General features: G+C 46.1%; 17 protein-coding genes. 12 read left to right on the plus strand and 5 right to left on the minus strand.

Annotated features, from left to right (window positions below):
* Position 1: 1 nt before the first annotated feature.
* From bioA to VC159_RS10140, 4 genes are read left to right on the plus strand one after another with little or no spacing between them, the layout of a single operon-like run.
* Positions 2-1,348, plus strand: coding sequence for an adenosylmethionine--8-amino-7-oxononanoate transaminase (gene bioA / locus VC159_RS10125; protein ID WP_323473516.1), 1,347 nt, complete (start codon positions 2-4; stop codon positions 1,346-1,348).
* Positions 1,345-2,583, plus strand: a complete 1,239-nt coding sequence (gene bioF, locus VC159_RS10130; RefSeq protein WP_323473517.1) for an 8-amino-7-oxononanoate synthase — start codon at positions 1,345-1,347, stop codon at positions 2,581-2,583. The genes bioA and bioF overlap by 4 nt, the downstream gene beginning before the upstream one ends.
* Complete coding sequence (gene bioD, locus VC159_RS10135; RefSeq protein ID WP_323473518.1) at positions 2,576-3,295, plus strand: dethiobiotin synthase; 720 nt, start codon at positions 2,576-2,578, stop codon at positions 3,293-3,295. The genes bioF and bioD overlap by 8 nt, the downstream gene beginning before the upstream one ends.
* 56 nt (positions 3,296-3,351) lie before the next feature.
* The gene (locus VC159_RS10140; protein ID WP_323473519.1) at positions 3,352-4,548 is read left to right on the plus strand and encodes a M20 aminoacylase family protein; all 1,197 of its coding nucleotides are present in this window, start codon (positions 3,352-3,354) and stop codon (positions 4,546-4,548) included.
* Between the two features lie 31 nt (positions 4,549-4,579).
* Here VC159_RS10140 and VC159_RS10145 read toward each other — a convergent pair whose 3' ends face one another.
* The 3 genes from VC159_RS10145 to apaG all read right to left on the minus strand — a co-directional run bounded on the left by VC159_RS10145 (position 4,580) and on the right by apaG (position 7,018).
* Positions 4,580-5,356, minus strand: coding sequence for an enoyl-CoA hydratase (locus tag VC159_RS10145; protein WP_215358906.1), 777 nt, complete (start codon positions 5,354-5,356; stop codon positions 4,580-4,582).
* Between the two features lie 26 nt (positions 5,357-5,382).
* Positions 5,383-6,513 (minus strand): murein transglycosylase A, encoded by a 1,131-nt coding sequence (locus tag VC159_RS10150; protein ID WP_323473520.1) that lies wholly within the window; start codon positions 6,511-6,513, stop codon positions 5,383-5,385.
* Positions 6,514-6,643: 130 nt separating this feature from the next.
* Complete coding sequence (gene apaG / locus VC159_RS10155) at positions 6,644-7,018, minus strand: Co2+/Mg2+ efflux protein ApaG (RefSeq protein WP_072583449.1); 375 nt, start codon at positions 7,016-7,018, stop codon at positions 6,644-6,646.
* Positions 7,019-7,067: 49 nt separating this feature from the next.
* On the opposite strand from apaG, the gene rpe reads away from it, so the two are divergent.
* Genes rpe through trpC form a run of 5 tightly spaced genes read left to right on the plus strand, consistent with a single transcriptional unit; the run spans position 7,068 to position 11,707 of the window.
* Positions 7,068-7,793, plus strand: coding sequence for a ribulose-phosphate 3-epimerase (gene rpe / locus VC159_RS10160; RefSeq protein ID WP_215358904.1), 726 nt, complete (start codon positions 7,068-7,070; stop codon positions 7,791-7,793).
* Entirely contained in the window at positions 7,793-9,298 is a 1,506-nt protein-coding gene (gene trpE / locus VC159_RS10165) for an anthranilate synthase component I (protein WP_323473521.1), read from the plus strand. The genes rpe and trpE overlap by 1 nt, the downstream gene beginning before the upstream one ends.
* The gene (locus VC159_RS10170; protein ID WP_216232271.1) at positions 9,282-9,848 is read left to right on the plus strand and encodes an aminodeoxychorismate/anthranilate synthase component II; all 567 of its coding nucleotides are present in this window, start codon (positions 9,282-9,284) and stop codon (positions 9,846-9,848) included. Before trpE ends, VC159_RS10170 begins: the two co-directional genes overlap by 17 nt.
* A 19-nt stretch (positions 9,849-9,867) precedes the next feature.
* Positions 9,868-10,893: an anthranilate phosphoribosyltransferase gene (gene trpD / locus VC159_RS10175; protein WP_323473522.1), complete on the plus strand. Its 1,026-nt coding sequence runs from the start codon at positions 9,868-9,870 to the stop codon at positions 10,891-10,893.
* Between the two features lie 10 nt (positions 10,894-10,903).
* The gene (gene trpC / locus VC159_RS10180) at positions 10,904-11,707 is read left to right on the plus strand and encodes an indole-3-glycerol phosphate synthase TrpC (protein WP_323473523.1); all 804 of its coding nucleotides are present in this window, start codon (positions 10,904-10,906) and stop codon (positions 11,705-11,707) included.
* On the opposite strand, the gene VC159_RS10185 is transcribed toward trpC, so the two are convergent.
* Entirely contained in the window at positions 11,688-12,257 is a 570-nt protein-coding gene (locus tag VC159_RS10185; RefSeq protein WP_323473524.1) for a hypothetical protein, read from the minus strand. The genes trpC and VC159_RS10185 overlap by 20 nt on opposite strands.
* Positions 12,258-12,363: 106 nt before the next feature.
* Between VC159_RS10185 and VC159_RS10190 the strand changes: the two genes are divergently transcribed.
* On the plus strand, positions 12,364-12,714 hold the full coding sequence (locus VC159_RS10190; protein ID WP_216154347.1) for a hypothetical protein: 351 nt from the start codon (positions 12,364-12,366) through the stop codon (positions 12,712-12,714).
* Between the two features lie 71 nt (positions 12,715-12,785).
* Here the strand turns inward: VC159_RS10190 and ychF are convergent, their stop codons facing one another.
* Positions 12,786-13,880 (minus strand): redox-regulated ATPase YchF, encoded by a 1,095-nt coding sequence (ychF, locus tag VC159_RS10195; RefSeq protein WP_216121513.1) that lies wholly within the window; start codon positions 13,878-13,880, stop codon positions 12,786-12,788.
* 40 nt (positions 13,881-13,920) lie between these two features.
* On the opposite strand from ychF, the gene VC159_RS10200 reads away from it, so the two are divergent.
* Positions 13,921-15,195: an FAD-dependent monooxygenase gene (locus tag VC159_RS10200; protein ID WP_323473525.1), complete on the plus strand. Its 1,275-nt coding sequence runs from the start codon at positions 13,921-13,923 to the stop codon at positions 15,193-15,195.
* The gene (locus tag VC159_RS10205) at positions 15,188-15,904 is read left to right on the plus strand and encodes a DsbC family protein (protein WP_323473526.1); all 717 of its coding nucleotides are present in this window, start codon (positions 15,188-15,190) and stop codon (positions 15,902-15,904) included. The genes VC159_RS10200 and VC159_RS10205 overlap by 8 nt, the downstream gene beginning before the upstream one ends.
* Positions 15,905-15,907 lie beyond the last annotated feature (3 nt).

Consider the following 15,907-nt stretch of genomic DNA (forward strand, 5'->3'; position numbering starts at 1 on the left):
CATGAAGGTTATTTCTGATTTAAATCAAGCCCCCCTCGTTGATCGCAGCCTTGCAGCCGTTTGGCACCCATGCACTCAGATGAAACAGCATGAGTCCTTTCCGCTAGTTGCTATTACAAAAGGTAAGGGCGCTTGGCTCTATGATGAAAACGGAAAAGCCTTGCTCGACTCCATTAGTTCTTGGTGGACTAATTTATTTGGTCACTCCAACCCACGCATCAATCAAGCCATTACCGCGCAACTCGAAAAAATTGAGCATGTGATGCTCGCCGGCTTTACGCATGCGCCGGTAGTGGAGTTATCTGAAAAACTGTCCGCACTCACCAATCACCATTTAGGTCATGTCTTTTACGCTTCCGATGGTGCGTCTGCAGTAGAAATAGCGCTCAAGATGAGTCACCACTACTGGCAACTCAACGGCAAACCACAAAAGAAAAAATTTGTTTGCTTGGAAAATGGTTATCACGGGGAAACACTTGGTGCATTAGCGGTAACGGACGTTGCTATTTTCCGGGAAGCCTATGGATCACTCTTGCAAGATGTATTTACTATCGCATCACCTGATGCACGCAAGGCAAAAAATGGTGAGAGCGCAGAAGATGTAGCAAGATATGCAGCAAAACAACTCGAAGAATTATTTGTAAAAGAACATGACAATATTGCTGCCATCATTGTTGAACCTTTGGTGCAGTGCGCAGGGCAAATGGCCATGCATTCTCCTGAATACCTTCGGTTAGTCAGGGATTTATGTGATCGCTATGAAGTACATCTGATTGCAGATGAGATTGCGGTGGGCTGTGGGCGGAGTGGCAAGTTCTTTGCCTGTGAGCATGCTGGTATCTGGCCAGACTTCTTAACCCTGTCTAAAGGGATTAGCGGCGGCTATCTTCCGCTGTCGCTCTGCCTAACTACCGACCAGATATATCAAGCCTTTTACGGCGACCAAACTCAGCAAGGGTTTTTGCATTCTCATTCTTATACCGGTAATCCACTAGCGTGCGCTGCTGCACTTGCGTGTCTAGAGATTTTCGAAACTGACAAAGTATTAGAAAAAAATATTGAGCGCTCAAAGGATTTAGCAAATGCATTTGCGTGGGCAAAAACGGATTCCCGCATTGAGCATTGGCGCCAGCAAGGAATGATCTTGGCCTTCGATATTAAAAATGAGTTTCTAAAAAAGCCTAAGATGTTTGCGCGAACGATGTTCTCCAACTGTTTAAGCGAAGGTGTATTGATTAGACCAATCGGAAATACTATCTACGTCATGCCACCGTATATTTTGTCTCTAGCAGAAACCACTCAACTAGGTCATGCTGTGCAAGTTGCCCTTGAGAAAACCTTGGTATGACAAATACATATCAGGCCTTAAAGTTAGCGCAAGAGCAGATTGCAGATCTTGAGTCGCAATTGCTCAAACGCAAACTCAGAGCAACTACATCTCCATGTGATACCAAAGCCATAGTCGATGGACGCGAGCTCAAAGCATTTTGTAGCAATGATTATTTAGGGCTTGCAAACCATCCCGAGTTGATTCAAGCCCTTGCTGAAGGCGCTCAGAAGTATGGGGTAGGCAGTGGCGCCTCCCATCTCATTAGCGGTCACAGCATGGCCCATGAGCTACTTGAAAACCAATTAGCCTCTTTTCAAAAACAGCACATTCCGAATGCGCGCGCCCTATTTTTTAGCACCGGCTATCTAGCTAACCTTACCGCCATCACTGGCCTAGCAAGACTGGCGCCACAAAAATCGACTAGCATTTATTCTGCAAAGCTCAATCATGCCTCTTTAATTGATGGCATTCGTTTAGCGGCTGCTCAGACTCAAGCAAACATCACGCTATTCGATCACACGAAAATTGACTCATTAAATGCATTACTGAAAGTAGATCAACATCCACTAAAAATCATTGTTACCGATGGTGTCTTTAGTATGGATGGTGACCTTGCTCCAGTTAAGGAATTGTTAAAACTTGCTGAGCAATACGATGCACTGTTACTTGTGGATGATGCTCACGGTTTCGGAGTGTTGGGTAAACAAGGTCACGGTATTTTGGAGCAGGAAAGTATCTGCTCTGATCGTATTATTTATATTGGCACACTTGGAAAAGCTGCGGGCGTCAGCGGTGCTTTTGTTTGTGCACAAGCCACTTTTATTGAGTGGCTCATTCAAAAGGGGCGCCCTTTCATTTACAGCACCGCAACGCCACCTGCAATAGCGCATACACTCTCAAAGAGCTTGAAAATCATTGAAGGGGACGAGGGCAGCAATCGCCGCACTCAACTCAATAAACTGATTCGTATCTGGCAAGATGAAATGCAATTTTCTCAATGGGAAAAGGTGTCCTCTTGTACCGCCATTCAGCCCGTCATTTTGGGAAGTAATGCCAATGCCCTGCTCGCAGCCAAGTTACTTGATGATGCCGGCTATTGGATTCCTGCTATTCGCCCTCCTACCGTACCTAATGGCAGTGCAAGATTACGCATTACGTTCTCTGCTAACCATAGCGAAGCAGATGTGCGTCAACTCATCGATACCTTAAAAGCTATTGAGCAAGTAGTCATTCAAAAGGGCTCTCATGAGTAAGGCCACAGGCTTCTTTGTCGCCGGTACAGACACCGAGGTTGGAAAAACGCTGGTGAGTGGCGCTCTCATTCTGAAATTGCGTGAGCAAGGAATAAATGCGATTGGTTTTAAACCAGTTGTCGCTGGAACCTATCAAGATGGGAAAGACAAGACTCTGAATGAGGATTTGGAAACACTCCGTATTGCCTCAAACCTTGACTCTAGTGTATTGAGTTTGTGTCCTTATATATTGGACCAACCAGCTGCTCCCCATCTAGTGGCGGCACATCAAGGACTGAAACTTGAAATGGGTATGATCTTGCAGGGTTTTCAGAACATTCAAAATCAAGCAGATTGCGTTGTGGTTGAAGGTGCTGGCGGCTTAATCGTCCCCCTCAATGATCAGGAAGATTTAGCGATGTTCGCGAAAGCAATTAAATTGCCCATCATCCTGGTAGTCGGCATGAAATTAGGCTGCATTAATCACGCCCTCCTGACCTATGAGGCAATCAAAGCTCGTCATTTAAAGATTGCAGGATGGGTAGCGAACACCCTATCTACCGAAATGCCACTGATTGATGAAAATATTCAGACTCTGCAAGCCAGAATAGACGCCCCATTTTTAGGCCTCATTCCAGCGCTTCCAAAAGAACTCCAAAAAGCCGATAACAGCCCATATTCAATTGAAGCGCTGAATTTTGCTGCAAAGCACATTCGATTACCCAACAATTAACTAGCAGTAATTTCGCTTAAAAGACATCTCCAAAGACTTTCGGATAAGATAAAGGCATGCATTTAGCCCAAGAAATTATTGACTCCGCAGAAGCCATTCAAGAAATTCGACGCAATATTCATGCACATCCTGAATTGCGTTTCGAAGAAAATCGCACCGCCGATCTAGTTGCGGAAGCGCTTTCTAGCTGGGGAATTGCCGTCTACCGCGGCATGGGAAAAACAGGTGTCGTAGGTCGTTTAGATGGTGACTTGGGTCCCGGCAAAATGATTGGTCTGCGCGCCGATATGGATGCACTTCCACTGCAAGAGCACAACAACTTTGCCCATGCATCAATAAACCCCGGGAAAATGCATGCTTGCGGACATGATGGCCATACCGCAATGCTGCTTGGTGCCGCACAATATTTATCCAATCACCGCGACTTCAAAGGCACAGTGATTTTTATTTTCCAACCAGCCGAAGAGGGCGGTGCTGGTGCTAATGAAATGATCAAGGATGGACTCTTCAAAGACTTCCCGTGCGATGCAGTATTTGGCTTACATAACTGGCCCGGCTTGGCAGAGGGTCACTTTGGAGTGACCTCTGGCCCAATGATGGCCTCAAGCAATACTTTTGAAATTACCATCACTGGAAAAGGCGGTCATGCCGCTCTACCCCACAATAGCGCAGATCCAGTCTTTGCTGGTGCCCAAGTAGTGCTTGCATTACAAAGCATCATTACACGCAATAAACGTCCTGTGGATGCTGCAGTTTTGTCCATCACGCAATTTCATGCGGGCGAAACGAGCAATGTCATTCCAGATAATGCTTTTATCGGCGGTACGGTACGCACATTCACATTAGATGTCTTGGATCTCATTGAACAACGTCTACGAGAAATTGCCCATAGCGTTTCTAGCGCCTTTGATTGCCAAGCTGAAATTACGTTTTCTAGAAATTACCCACCCCTAATTAATCACGCCAACGAAGTAGAGTTTGCTACCGAGGTCATGAGTGAATTGGTTGGCAAGCAAAATGTTAATGCTTCGATCGACCCTACAATGGGCGCGGAAGACTTTGCATTTATGCTGTTGGAGAAGCCTGGTTGCTACGTATTCCTAGGTAATGGAGACGGTGATCATCGCTCGGTAGGTCATGGCATGGGCCCATGCCACTTACACAACCCTTCTTATGACTTCAATGACTCCTTGATTCCAGTCGGCGTGAGCTATTGGGTCAAACTAGCTCAACGCTTCCTAGAAAAAAACTGAATCCCTTCAAACTTTCTCTTCGGCTATTGAATTAAGAATTCGTAAATTTGGCTGGGCGTTTTTCCATAAACGCAGCCATACCCTCTTTCTGGTCATTCGTTCCAAAGCAAGCATGAAAGAGGCGGCGTTCAAAATGGATGCCTTCAGACAAAGTAGTTTCGTAAGCAGTATTAATACTTTCCTTCACCATCATTGCAGTCAATAAAGGCATGTCTGCGATTCCTTTAGCAATCGCCTTGACCTCTTTTAATAAGTCCGCTTGCGGGAAGATGCGTGCGACTAAACCAGAGCGCTCAGCTTCAGCAGCATCCATCATGCGGCCCGTCAAAGCCAGATCCATCGCCTTGGCTTTTGATACCGCACGCGGTAAACGTTGCGTACCTCCAGCCCCAGGAATGATCCCTAGCTTTACTTCGGGCTGCGCAAACTTAGCGTTGTCAGCCGCCATGATCGTGTCACACATCATGGCCAGCTCACAGCCGCCGCCAAGCGCATAGCCAGAGACAGCGGCGATTACAGGCTTACGTACTTTTTTAATTTCTTCCCAGTTACGGGTAATAAAGTCACCGCGATAAACATCTTTCAAGCCGTACTTGGCCATTGAAGCAATATCCGCTCCAGCAGCAAATGCCTTTTCACTGCCAGTAACGATCATGCAACCAATATTGTCATCCGCGTCAAATGCCAATAATGCAGCGCCAAGTTCTTCCATGAGCTGGTCGTTCAAGGCATTTAACACTTCAGGGCGATTCAAAGTAATGGTAGCAACCTTACCATCCACTTCAGTCAAAATAGTTTTGTAGCTCATGAATTTCTTTCGGTGAAAAGTATTAATTAACGTGGCAACAACAACCACATCCTGCCATTTTGTTTCATACGACCTGCCATCTCTCCAGCAGCATCTCCGGATCCCCAATAGTAGTCGGCTCTGACACCACCCACAATTGCTTTGCCCGTATCCTGTGCCATCACCAGCTTTTGCAAAGGCTGACTGCTTAATGGTTTGGTGGCTGCTAAAAAGACAGGCGCGCCCAGTGGCAAGGCTTGTAAATCTACCGCAATACTGCGCTCAGCTGTGAGCGGAACACCGAGAGCGCCATTGGGACCTAAATCAGCAGAGACATTGCCAGGCAACTCTTTAAAGAAAACAAAACGAGGATTGGCATTCAGCATTTCATTTACTTGGCCGGGATTTCTTTTAGCCCATTGTGAAATGCCTTGCATCGTCGCTTCACTACGTGTGATTTCTTTGCGATCTAACAACCACTGAGCAAAGGATTTAAAAGGCTGATCATTGGTGCCCGCAAAACCCAGACGCAGGATGCGTCCATCCTCAAGACGAATTTTTCCAGAACCTTGAATTTGCATGAAGGCTGCTGCTACTGGATCCTGCACCCAAGCAATTTCAGAGCCCTGCAAGACACCAGAACTCATTAGCTCAGCACGGCTTGGGCCTGGGTTGGGCTTAGATTTGCGCCAAGCATTAGGGTAGCCGTAAAGCGGCACGTTATAAGTGCTCGTACGAGTTTGTGAGCCATTCATTACTGGTTCGTAATAACCTGTGATCAAGCCCGTATCACTACCGGAGCTATTGCGAATTTCATAAGCTTGAAAATTATTTTCAAAATATTTACGAATAGCCTGCGTATCACGGCTTGATACATTGGCAGCCTGGGCACACACTGAGCGCCAGTTCACATCAGTACTTTTCTTACGCAAAGCATCACAACTTTTTAACCAAGCAGGCCAAGCCTGAGACAAGTCGTCTTCCTGCCATCCAGGCAAGGCTTGCCAAGAGACAGCGCTAAAACTTGCAATCGAGGAGCTATAGCTTGAAGGCGAAGCGCCGGAACCGCTTGAGCGATATCCCATCCCCCGAGTAGGAGGCGTAGAACATCCAACAATCAAGCTAGCTATGAGGATAGCGAATACACTTAACGGAACTAATTTAAATTTAGAAATCATGATTGCCAATTTACTCGATGAATACCCAATGCTACTGTTTGTTTTTGAAGGCGCTGTTGCCTTAGGACTTTTGTTATTTATTGTTCTTTGGACCGGCAAGGGCAAAAAATAGCATTCTCACCACCCTACATTAGTGCAGGGTACGTGGCATCACCAGGGCAAACTCTGGGATAGGGGCCTGAAAGAACTGGGCATCCTCAGTGACACAAAAATACTCCCCACGCATCGTTCCGGCCGGAGTGGGCAATGTTGCCCAGCTGGTGTACTCAAAGTGCTCTCCAGAGCGTAATAGCGGTTGCTGCCCAACAACGCCCAGGCCTCGGACCTCCTGGACATCGTTATCCCCGTCTGTAATGAACCAATGGCGGGCAATTACCTGAATACTGGCAGTTCCCGTATTGCGGATAGTTACCGTATAAGCAAAGGCAAATTGGCGGTTATCGGGGTCAGATTGCTCAGGAAGGTACTGGGCTTTGACCGTAATGCTCATTTCGTGGGGATTCATGGACGAATTCTGCTCCATCCTAAGGCCAACTGCAAGCTAGAATCTAGGGATGGAAAGCCAAAAATCATCCTCAAATAGTCAATTTGTTATTGCCCCATCCATTTTGTCGGCTGACTTCGCCTGCCTTGGCAAGGAAGTTCAGGACGTTTTAGTGGCAGGCGCTGACTGGATTCACTTTGACGTGATGGATAACCACTATGTGCCCAACCTCACTATTGGCCCCTTGGTTTGCGAGGCTATTCGGCCTTATGCAAATAAAGATGGAAAGCCTGCGGTGATCGATGTGCATTTAATGATTGAGCCAGTAGATCGTATCGTCCCTGACTTTGCTAAAGCGGGTGCCAATTTAATTAGCTTTCATCCCGAAGCAAGCCCTCATGTCAATCGCACATTGAACTTGATTCGCGATCAGGGATGTCAAGCGGGTCTTGTTTTAAATCCGGCCACGCCGCTAGACCATCTCGATCACACTTTGGAATTGCTAGATCTCGTATTGCTCATGTCAGTCAACCCAGGCTTTGGTGGCCAGTCATTTATTCCCAGCACCCTCAATAAGATTGCTCAAGTACGCACACGCCTTGATCGCTACCAAGCTGAGACTGGTCGACATATTCGTCTTGAGGTAGATGGTGGAATTAAAGTCGATAACATTGCAGAAGTAGCACGAGCAGGCGCAGATACTTTTGTTGCAGGCTCAGCAATTTATGCACAAGAAAATTATGCAAAGGTAATTCAAGCAATGCGCACTGAATTAGGAAAGTCAGGAAAAGCGTAATGCAGCTTGCAGAATTTAACGCTCTAGCAAAGCAGGGTTTCAATCGTATTCCCCTGGTCAAAGAAGTTCTGGCAGATCTAGAGACTCCGCTATCACTCTACGTTAAGCTGACTCAAGCGTTTGGTAAGACCAATACTTACTTACTGGAGTCTGTTTTAGGTGGCGAGCGTTTCGGTCGCTTCTCCTTTATTGGCCTGCCTGCCAGGACTATTGTCAGAACTGTTGGCACCCCTTCAACACCAGTCAACGAAGTAGTCACTGATGGAAAAGTAGTTGAGACAAATACTGATAATCCACTCGATTTTGTGGATGCTTATTTCAAGCGTTTTAAGGTGGCCTTGCAAGCTGACATGCCCCGCTTTTGTGGTGGTCTTGCCGGCTATTTTGGTTATGACACCGTTCGCTATATCGAGTCACGTTTAGCCAAACATCAACTTCCAGATGAATTAGGCGTACCCGATATTCAACTGATGTTGACTGAAGAGTTGGCAGTGATTGATAACGTTGCTGGCAAAATTTATTTGATTGTTTATGCAGATCCGAGCATTGCTAATGGTTTTGAAAAAGCACAAGATCGCTTAAAAGAATTACTCGCTTGCCTCAATAAGCCAGCAAATATGCCGGCATCTTTACCAAGCGCTAAAACTGAACTCATTCGTAAATTCAAAGCAGCCGATTTTGAGAAAGCAGTACTCAAAACTAAAGAATATATTTTGGCCGGCGATTGCATGCAGGTAGTTATCGGTCAACGCATTAGCAAGCCATTTACAGACTCACCGTTAGCCCTCTACAGAGCGTTACGCTCACTTAATCCATCGCCATACATGTACTTCTATGACTTTGGCGATTTGCAAATTGTGGGTTCATCTCCTGAGATTTTGGTACGGCAAGAAAAACGGGCTGCCGAGAAGATTGTTACTATCAGACCGTTAGCCGGCACCCGTCCCCGCGGAGCCAATCCAGAGGAAGATGAGCGTTTAGCTAAAGAACTTCTGGCTGACCCCAAAGAAATTGCCGAGCATGTGATGTTGATTGATTTAGCACGTAATGACGTGGGTCGAATTGCCAAGACTGGCTCAGTTAAGGTAACCGACTCCATGTCTATTGAGAAGTATTCCCACGTTCAGCACATCGTGAGTTCAGTAGAAGGCGATCTTTTGGACAATATGAGCAATATGGACGTATTACGAGCGACTTTCCCGGCAGGTACCCTATCAGGCGCGCCGAAAATTCGGGCGATGGAAATCATTGATGAAATGGAAATTGTGAAGCGCGGCGTATATGGTGGCGCAGTAGGCTACCTGTCTTTCTCAGGCGATATGGATGTGGCCATTGCTATTCGTACCGGTGTAATTCGGGACGGCATGCTGCACTCTCAGGCTGGGGCTGGCGTTGTTGCTGACTCTGACCCAACTGCCGAATGGAAAGAAACAGAAGCCAAAGCACGCGCGGTATTGACTGCAGCAGATTTAGTACAAGGAGGACTCGATGCTCCTAATGATTGATAACTACGATTCATTTACTTACAACCTCGTTCAGTACTTTGCAGAGCTTGGCGAAGAGGTCAAAGTCTTTCGTAATGATGAAATTGCCGTGGAGGATATTGCCAAACTGAATCCAGCACGCATTTGCATCTCACCTGGGCCATGTAGCCCTTCTGAGGCAGGTATTTCAGTCGAAACCATCAAGCGTTACGCAGGTCAAATTCCGATCCTTGGCGTTTGTTTGGGGCACCAAGCTATTGGTGAAGCATTTGGTGGGAAAGTCATTCGCGCCCAAAAAGTCATGCATGGCAAGACCGACAGCATTCATCACACTGGTGTCGGTGTGTTTAAAAATTTGCCCGATCCATTTAAGGTCACTCGCTATCACTCATTAGCCATTGAAAAAAGCTCCCTGCCAGCAATGCTTGAGGTGACTGCAACTTCATCCGATGGCGAGATTATGGGCGTACGCCATAAAGAACTCGCAGTTGAGGGCGTGCAATTCCATCCAGAATCCATTCTTTCTGAGCACGGACACGCCCTGCTCAAGAATTTTTTACAAAATAAATAAACAGTCTGCCAATAGCGCTATGTCAATTACTCCGCAAGAAGCTCTACAACGCTGCATTGAACATCGCGAACTGTTTCATGATGAAATGACAGCCATGATGCGGCTCATCATGAGCGGTGAAATGGCACCAGAGTTGGTAGCCGGATTATTGGTTGCCTTGCGCACTAAAAAAGAAACTGTTGGTGAAATCGCTGCTGCTGCACAAGTGATGCGCGAGTTTGCTACCTCAGTAAAAGTGGATGACCGTAAGCACTTGGTGGATGTGGTGGGCACAGGTGGTGATGGCGCCCATACATTTAACATCTCTACTGCAGCGATGTTTGTAGCTGCGGGAGCGGGCGCAAAGATAGCCAAACATGGTAATCGCAGTGTAAGCAGTAAATCAGGCAGCGCAGATGTATTAGAGGCGCTTGGTGTGAATCTAGCTTTATCTGCTGAGCAGGTAGCCACATGCATCTCATCAGTAGGCGCGGGATTCATGTTTGCCCCGAATCATCATCCAGCGATGAAGAACGTAGTACCTATCCGCAAGCAGCTTGGTGTCCGGACTATCTTCAACATCCTTGGCCCACTTACCAACCCTGCTGATGCCAAGCGGATTTTGATGGGTGTATTTCATGCTGACCTGGTTGGTATTCAGGCGCGTGTATTACAAGCTTTGGGAATGGAGCATGCTCTCGTTGTGCATGGGCGAGACGGCCTAGATGAAATTTCCTTAGAGGGTCACACCTTAGTTGGGGAACTTAAGGATGGCTTGGTACGTGAATATGAAATTCATCCAAAAGATTTTGGATTAAATACCGCACCCACCAACGGCTTTAAAGTAGCTAATGCTGAAGAGTCCAAGCAGATTGTCTTGGATGTGCTCGATGGCAAACCCGGACCCGCAAGCGATATCGTCTGCCTTAATGCTGGAGCCACCCTCTATGTAGCTGGAGTAGCCAAAGACATTGCTAGCGGTATTGCAATGGCTAAAACAGCCATCACCTCTGGAGCGGCACGCCAAAAGTTAGATGCTTTTGTTACAGCAACCCATTCTCAATAATTGATTATTCATGAGCGATATCCTCGATAAAATTGTTGCCACTAAAAAGATTGAAGTGGCCAACTGTCTGCAGAAAGTGTCGCTTACCAATCAACGCGAGCAAGCTGAAGCTAATAACCGTGATGCCCTTTTAAAGCCAAGAGGCTTTATTCAGGCTATTGAGAACAAGATTTCCGCTGGTAAGGCAGGAGTCATTACTGAAATCAAAAAGGCAAGCCCAAGCAAAGGCATTTTGCGCAATAACTTCGTTCCAGCAGACATTGCCCAGTCCTACGAAAATCATGGTGCAGCTTGTTTATCAGTACTGACTGATATGGATTATTTCCAAGGATGCAATGCCTATCTGCAAGAAGCTCGTGCCGCCTGCAATATTCCCGTTTTGCGTAAAGACTTCACCATTGATCCGTATCAAGTCTATGAAGCTCGTGCGATTGGCGCCGATGCAATCCTGCTGATCGTGGCTTGTCTAGAATTAAATCAAATGAAAGAGCTCGAGGCTTGCGCTCATGAATTAGGTCTAGATGTTTTAGTCGAAGTTCACAATGCCCCAGAATTAGAGCAAGCCCTAGAACTCAGAACACCTTTGCTTGGTATTAACAATCGCAACCTCAAAACCTTTGAGGTAACACTGCAAACCACCCTCTCTCTAATGTCCATGGTTCCGGACAACAAAACCTTAGTCACAGAGTCTGGTATCTTGAATCGCACGGATGTAGAGCTCATGCGCAACAATCAAATCAACGCATTCCTAGTTGGGGAAGCATTTATGCGCGCTAAAGATCCAGGCGCAGCCCTTAGTGAGCTGTTTTCCTAGCCTTTCGCAATAGATCTAAGCAGTATTTGATCAAAGAGATTAATAGTAGCGAGCCCAGCACATCACCAATAAACATCACTAAAAAGTGATTTACAGTGCCTGTATTTTCTAAAGCCATCACTGAAAACCACCACTGATGCAAGCCTGCAGAGAGCAAGGCATAAATCAAAATACAAGCAATGAGTTTAGGGAAATTGAGATTACTTAAGTCTGACTCAAGGCGAAGATTGTTAAAAACAAAAAATCTAGCCAAATAAGGGGCAAATCCTGAAATTAATGCAGTTCCAATACATAAGATTAGATCGTGCGGAAAATCACCGTAGTAGCTAATTAAAAATGAGGCTATAGCAATACCAATGGCGCCGGGTAAACCAAAAATCAAAGTCAAAAATAACCGTAAACCAGCAGGTAGATAAATCCAACTCACCCCTAAGCCAAAAGTAATACTGTTGGTAAGCCAGCTATTGCAATAAAAAAGAAGTGTGTACGCCATCGCACTAATTGCGCACCCGAAAAACCATTCCGAAGAAATTGCGAATAATTTAGACATTGTTATTAGTATGGATTAATTTTTATTGATACGCATCAATTGCCAAAAGTAGGCTAAGGGAATACACTAGTGCTAGCCCTAGAGCTAATACAAATAAATATTAAATATGTCATCTACTAAACCGTCACCCTACATCAAGTTCCTTAACTTGATTGATGCTCTCGATCGAATCAACCCAGGCAAGAAGTTGGACTGTATCGAAGAGAGTTTGCTCGACAAGATTGTTTCTTGCGCCCATGCAAAGCAAGCAATTTTGGTTGGTGATTTAATCTCCATTTCAGACCTAGGCTCACAAGCTACCTTGCATGGTCGACTTAAAAATCTCAGCGCTTTGGGCTATATCAAAATGGCTGCCAATGCTGATGGTCGTAAAAAGGAAGTGTTGCCTACCAAGATTGCTCTAAAGCGCTATGAAGAAATTTCTAAATGCTTAGAGAAGGCAGCAAAAGCCTCTTAATTGTTACAGCACAACTACATAAGCAAAAAGCCCTGAAAAGGGCTTTTTTATTGGGTAGAAATAAGAGGGCTTTAGACGTTAAACAAGAAGTTCAGTACATCTCCATCCTTAACAACATACTCTTTACCTTCCGCGCGCATCTTTCCGGCTTCCTTGGCGCCAGACTCTCCTTTGAACTGCACAAAATCTTCGTAGGAGATTGTCTGAGCACGAATAAAGCCACGCTCAAAGTCTGTATGAATCACGCCGGCCGCTTGAGGTGCTGTATCACCAACATGGATAGTCCAAGCACGAACCTCTTTAACTCCTGCCGTGAAATAGGTTTGCAAACCAAGCAATGAATAACCCGCACGAATCACACGATCTAGGCCTGGCTCTTCCATTCCTAAGTCGGCCAAAAATTCAATCTTATCTGCTTCTTCTAAGTCGGCGATCTCTGCTTCAATCGCAGCGCATACAGCAACAACTGGAGCATTTTCTTTTGCCGCATGTTGCTTCACAGCCTCGAGGTGTGGATTATTTGAGAAGCCATCTTCCTTGACGTTTGCAACATACATCGCAGGCTTAGCAGTGATCAAACACAACGGCTTAATCAATAATTTTTCATCGTCATTGAGATTCAAACTGCGTACTGGCAGAGCAGAATCTAGATGAGTCTGAACTTTAGTCAGAACAGCAACCAAAGCAGCAGCCTCTTTATCATTGCCAGACTTAGCAGCCTTGCTTGAGCGATTCAGGGTTTTCTCAACCGTTGCGAGGTCTGATAAGGCCAATTCAGTGTCAATCACACCAATGTCAGCAATGGGATCGATTTTCCCGGCAACGTGAATGACGTTGGGATCCTCGAAACACCGGACGACATGGGTAATAGCATCCGTTTCACGAATATTCGCTAAAAACTGGTTGCCAAGACCTTCGCCTTTTGAGGCGCCAGCTACCAAACCAGCAATATCGACAAATTCGACTGCTGCAGGCAGGATGCGCTCAGGCTTCACGATCTCAGCCAAGGCGGCTAGACGGGGGTCAGGAACCTCAACAACGCCCACATTAGGCTCAATCGTGCAGAAAGGATAGTTTTCCGCTGCGATCCCAGCCTTGGTAAGCGCATTAAAGAGGGTAGATTTGCCGACGTTAGGCAGGCCGACGATGCCACATTTCAAAGACATAGCATTATTGTAAAGGGGCTGGTTTCGATATCATCGAGTTATGTCAGAAGTTCACCCAAATCACGTGCCCAAGTCCCCCGCCCATTCCACCCAAATCCGCACAGTAGACGTTGTTGTGGTCGGCGGAGGCATTACTGGCAAGGCTTGCGCCCTAGGTCTAGCCCAGCTTGGCTTACAAACCATTGAAATTGCCCCCGATTTAGGAGAAAACGTCCCAAGTCCGCAAGGCGCTCAATGGGGCCAAAGAATCTATGCTTTTTCTCCTAGCACCCAAAAATTACTGGCTCATTTGCATATTTGGGATGCAATTGATCACAACCGCCTGCAAGCAGTCCGAGATATGCGCATCTACGGTGATCGCGGCGAAAAAAATGATCAACTCCATCTTTCCGCATTTGAAGCGGGCACTCCACAGCTTGCCTGGATAGGAGAAGCCAATTTAATTGAGCACACCATTGATCAAGCCTCGCGTTTTCAGAACAAGTTAGAGCGCATCAATGATGTTGTAGAAAAAATTCAGGTGGACGCTGACGGAAGTACTCTGCTTTTAAAAAATGGCGGGGGCATTCGTGCGCAACTCGTAATTGCAGCTGATGGCGCCAACTCACCAATTCGCAAGGAATTGAGTATTAGCGCGAGTGAAGAAAGTTATTCACAAAGTGCAGTGGTTGCCAATTGGCTTTGTGACTATCCCCATTTAGAAACTGCCTTTCAATGGTTTTTGCCAGGCGGCGATATTGTTGCCATGCTGCCCTTGCCAGGAAAACAAGTGTCGATGGTTTGGTCTACTTCCCCAGAACATGCAGCTGATTTATTAAGACTAGACCAAGCGCAATGGCTGGATCAACTCTCATCCATTGCTAATGGCGCCATCACCAAACAATTAGGCGCGCTGACTCTGAACTCAGTACCAGCAGCTTTCCCTTTGAGAAAGATTCGGGCTAAACGATTTATCGGGCCCGACGCCTCTCCGAAGGTTGTGCTCATTGGCGATGCAGCCCATGTCATGCATCCACTAGCTGGGCAAGGCCTGAATCTAGGGCTGCGAGATGTTGCCGTACTGCTGAATATTTTGGGCAAGCGTGAATCGTTCCGCGCACCTAGTGACTTGGTATTGCTTCGACGTTATGAACGACAACGTCAAGGCGACACTAGCGCTCTCTTATGGGTTACCGATAAACTCAAGAAATTATTTTCTGCAAGTAGTAGCACTGAACGCCAGCTCCGCAATTGGGGTTTAGGTCTAGTAAACAAAAGCCACTTTATAAAACAGCGCTTAATTGAACGCGCTTTAGGAGAGATTGATTTTGAATAAATTGTTATCTGCGATTGCATTTATTGGCACAACCCTACTCTGCACGAGTCCACTGTATGCACAACAAGAACAGCAATTGAAGACTGAGATTCAAAAGAAGTTGGGTGCCAATGCCAAAGTGAAGAGTGTTTCACCAGCACCAGTTTCCGGTCTTTATGAAGTATTGGTTGGCAATGATATTTTTTATACCGACAACTCTGGAAAATACTTGATTCAAGGCGAAATCATTGAGCTCGCATCAGGCAAAAATATTACCGAACAAAGACAGGCAGACTTAAACCGCATTAAGTGGAGTGATTTAACACCCGCTCACGCCATAAAAAATGTTCGCGGCAATGGCAGTCGCCAGCTGGCAGTCTTCTCCGACCCAAACTGTGGCTATTGCAAGCGCCTAGAAAAATCCTTGCAGCAGCTTGATAACGTCACTATCTATACGTATTTGATTCCAATCTTGTCTCCAGATTCTGCACAAAAGTCGAAGCAAATTTGGTGCTCTTCAGATCCCTATAAGGCTTATATTGATTGGATGGTGAATGGTATTACGCCTAGCGGCAAGGGGGAGTGCAGCACACCATTAGATAAGAACATGGCTTTTGCAAAAACCTATGGAATCACGGGCACGCCGACTTTATTTTTTACTGACGGCAGCCGTTTCCCTGGCGCGGTACAAATTACTGATATCGAAAAGAAATTTAGTTCTCTGAAATAAATA

The sequence above is a fragment of the Polynucleobacter sp. JS-JIR-II-c23 genome (assembly GCF_035011225.1).
GTDB lineage: Bacteria > Pseudomonadota > Gammaproteobacteria > Burkholderiales > Burkholderiaceae > Polynucleobacter.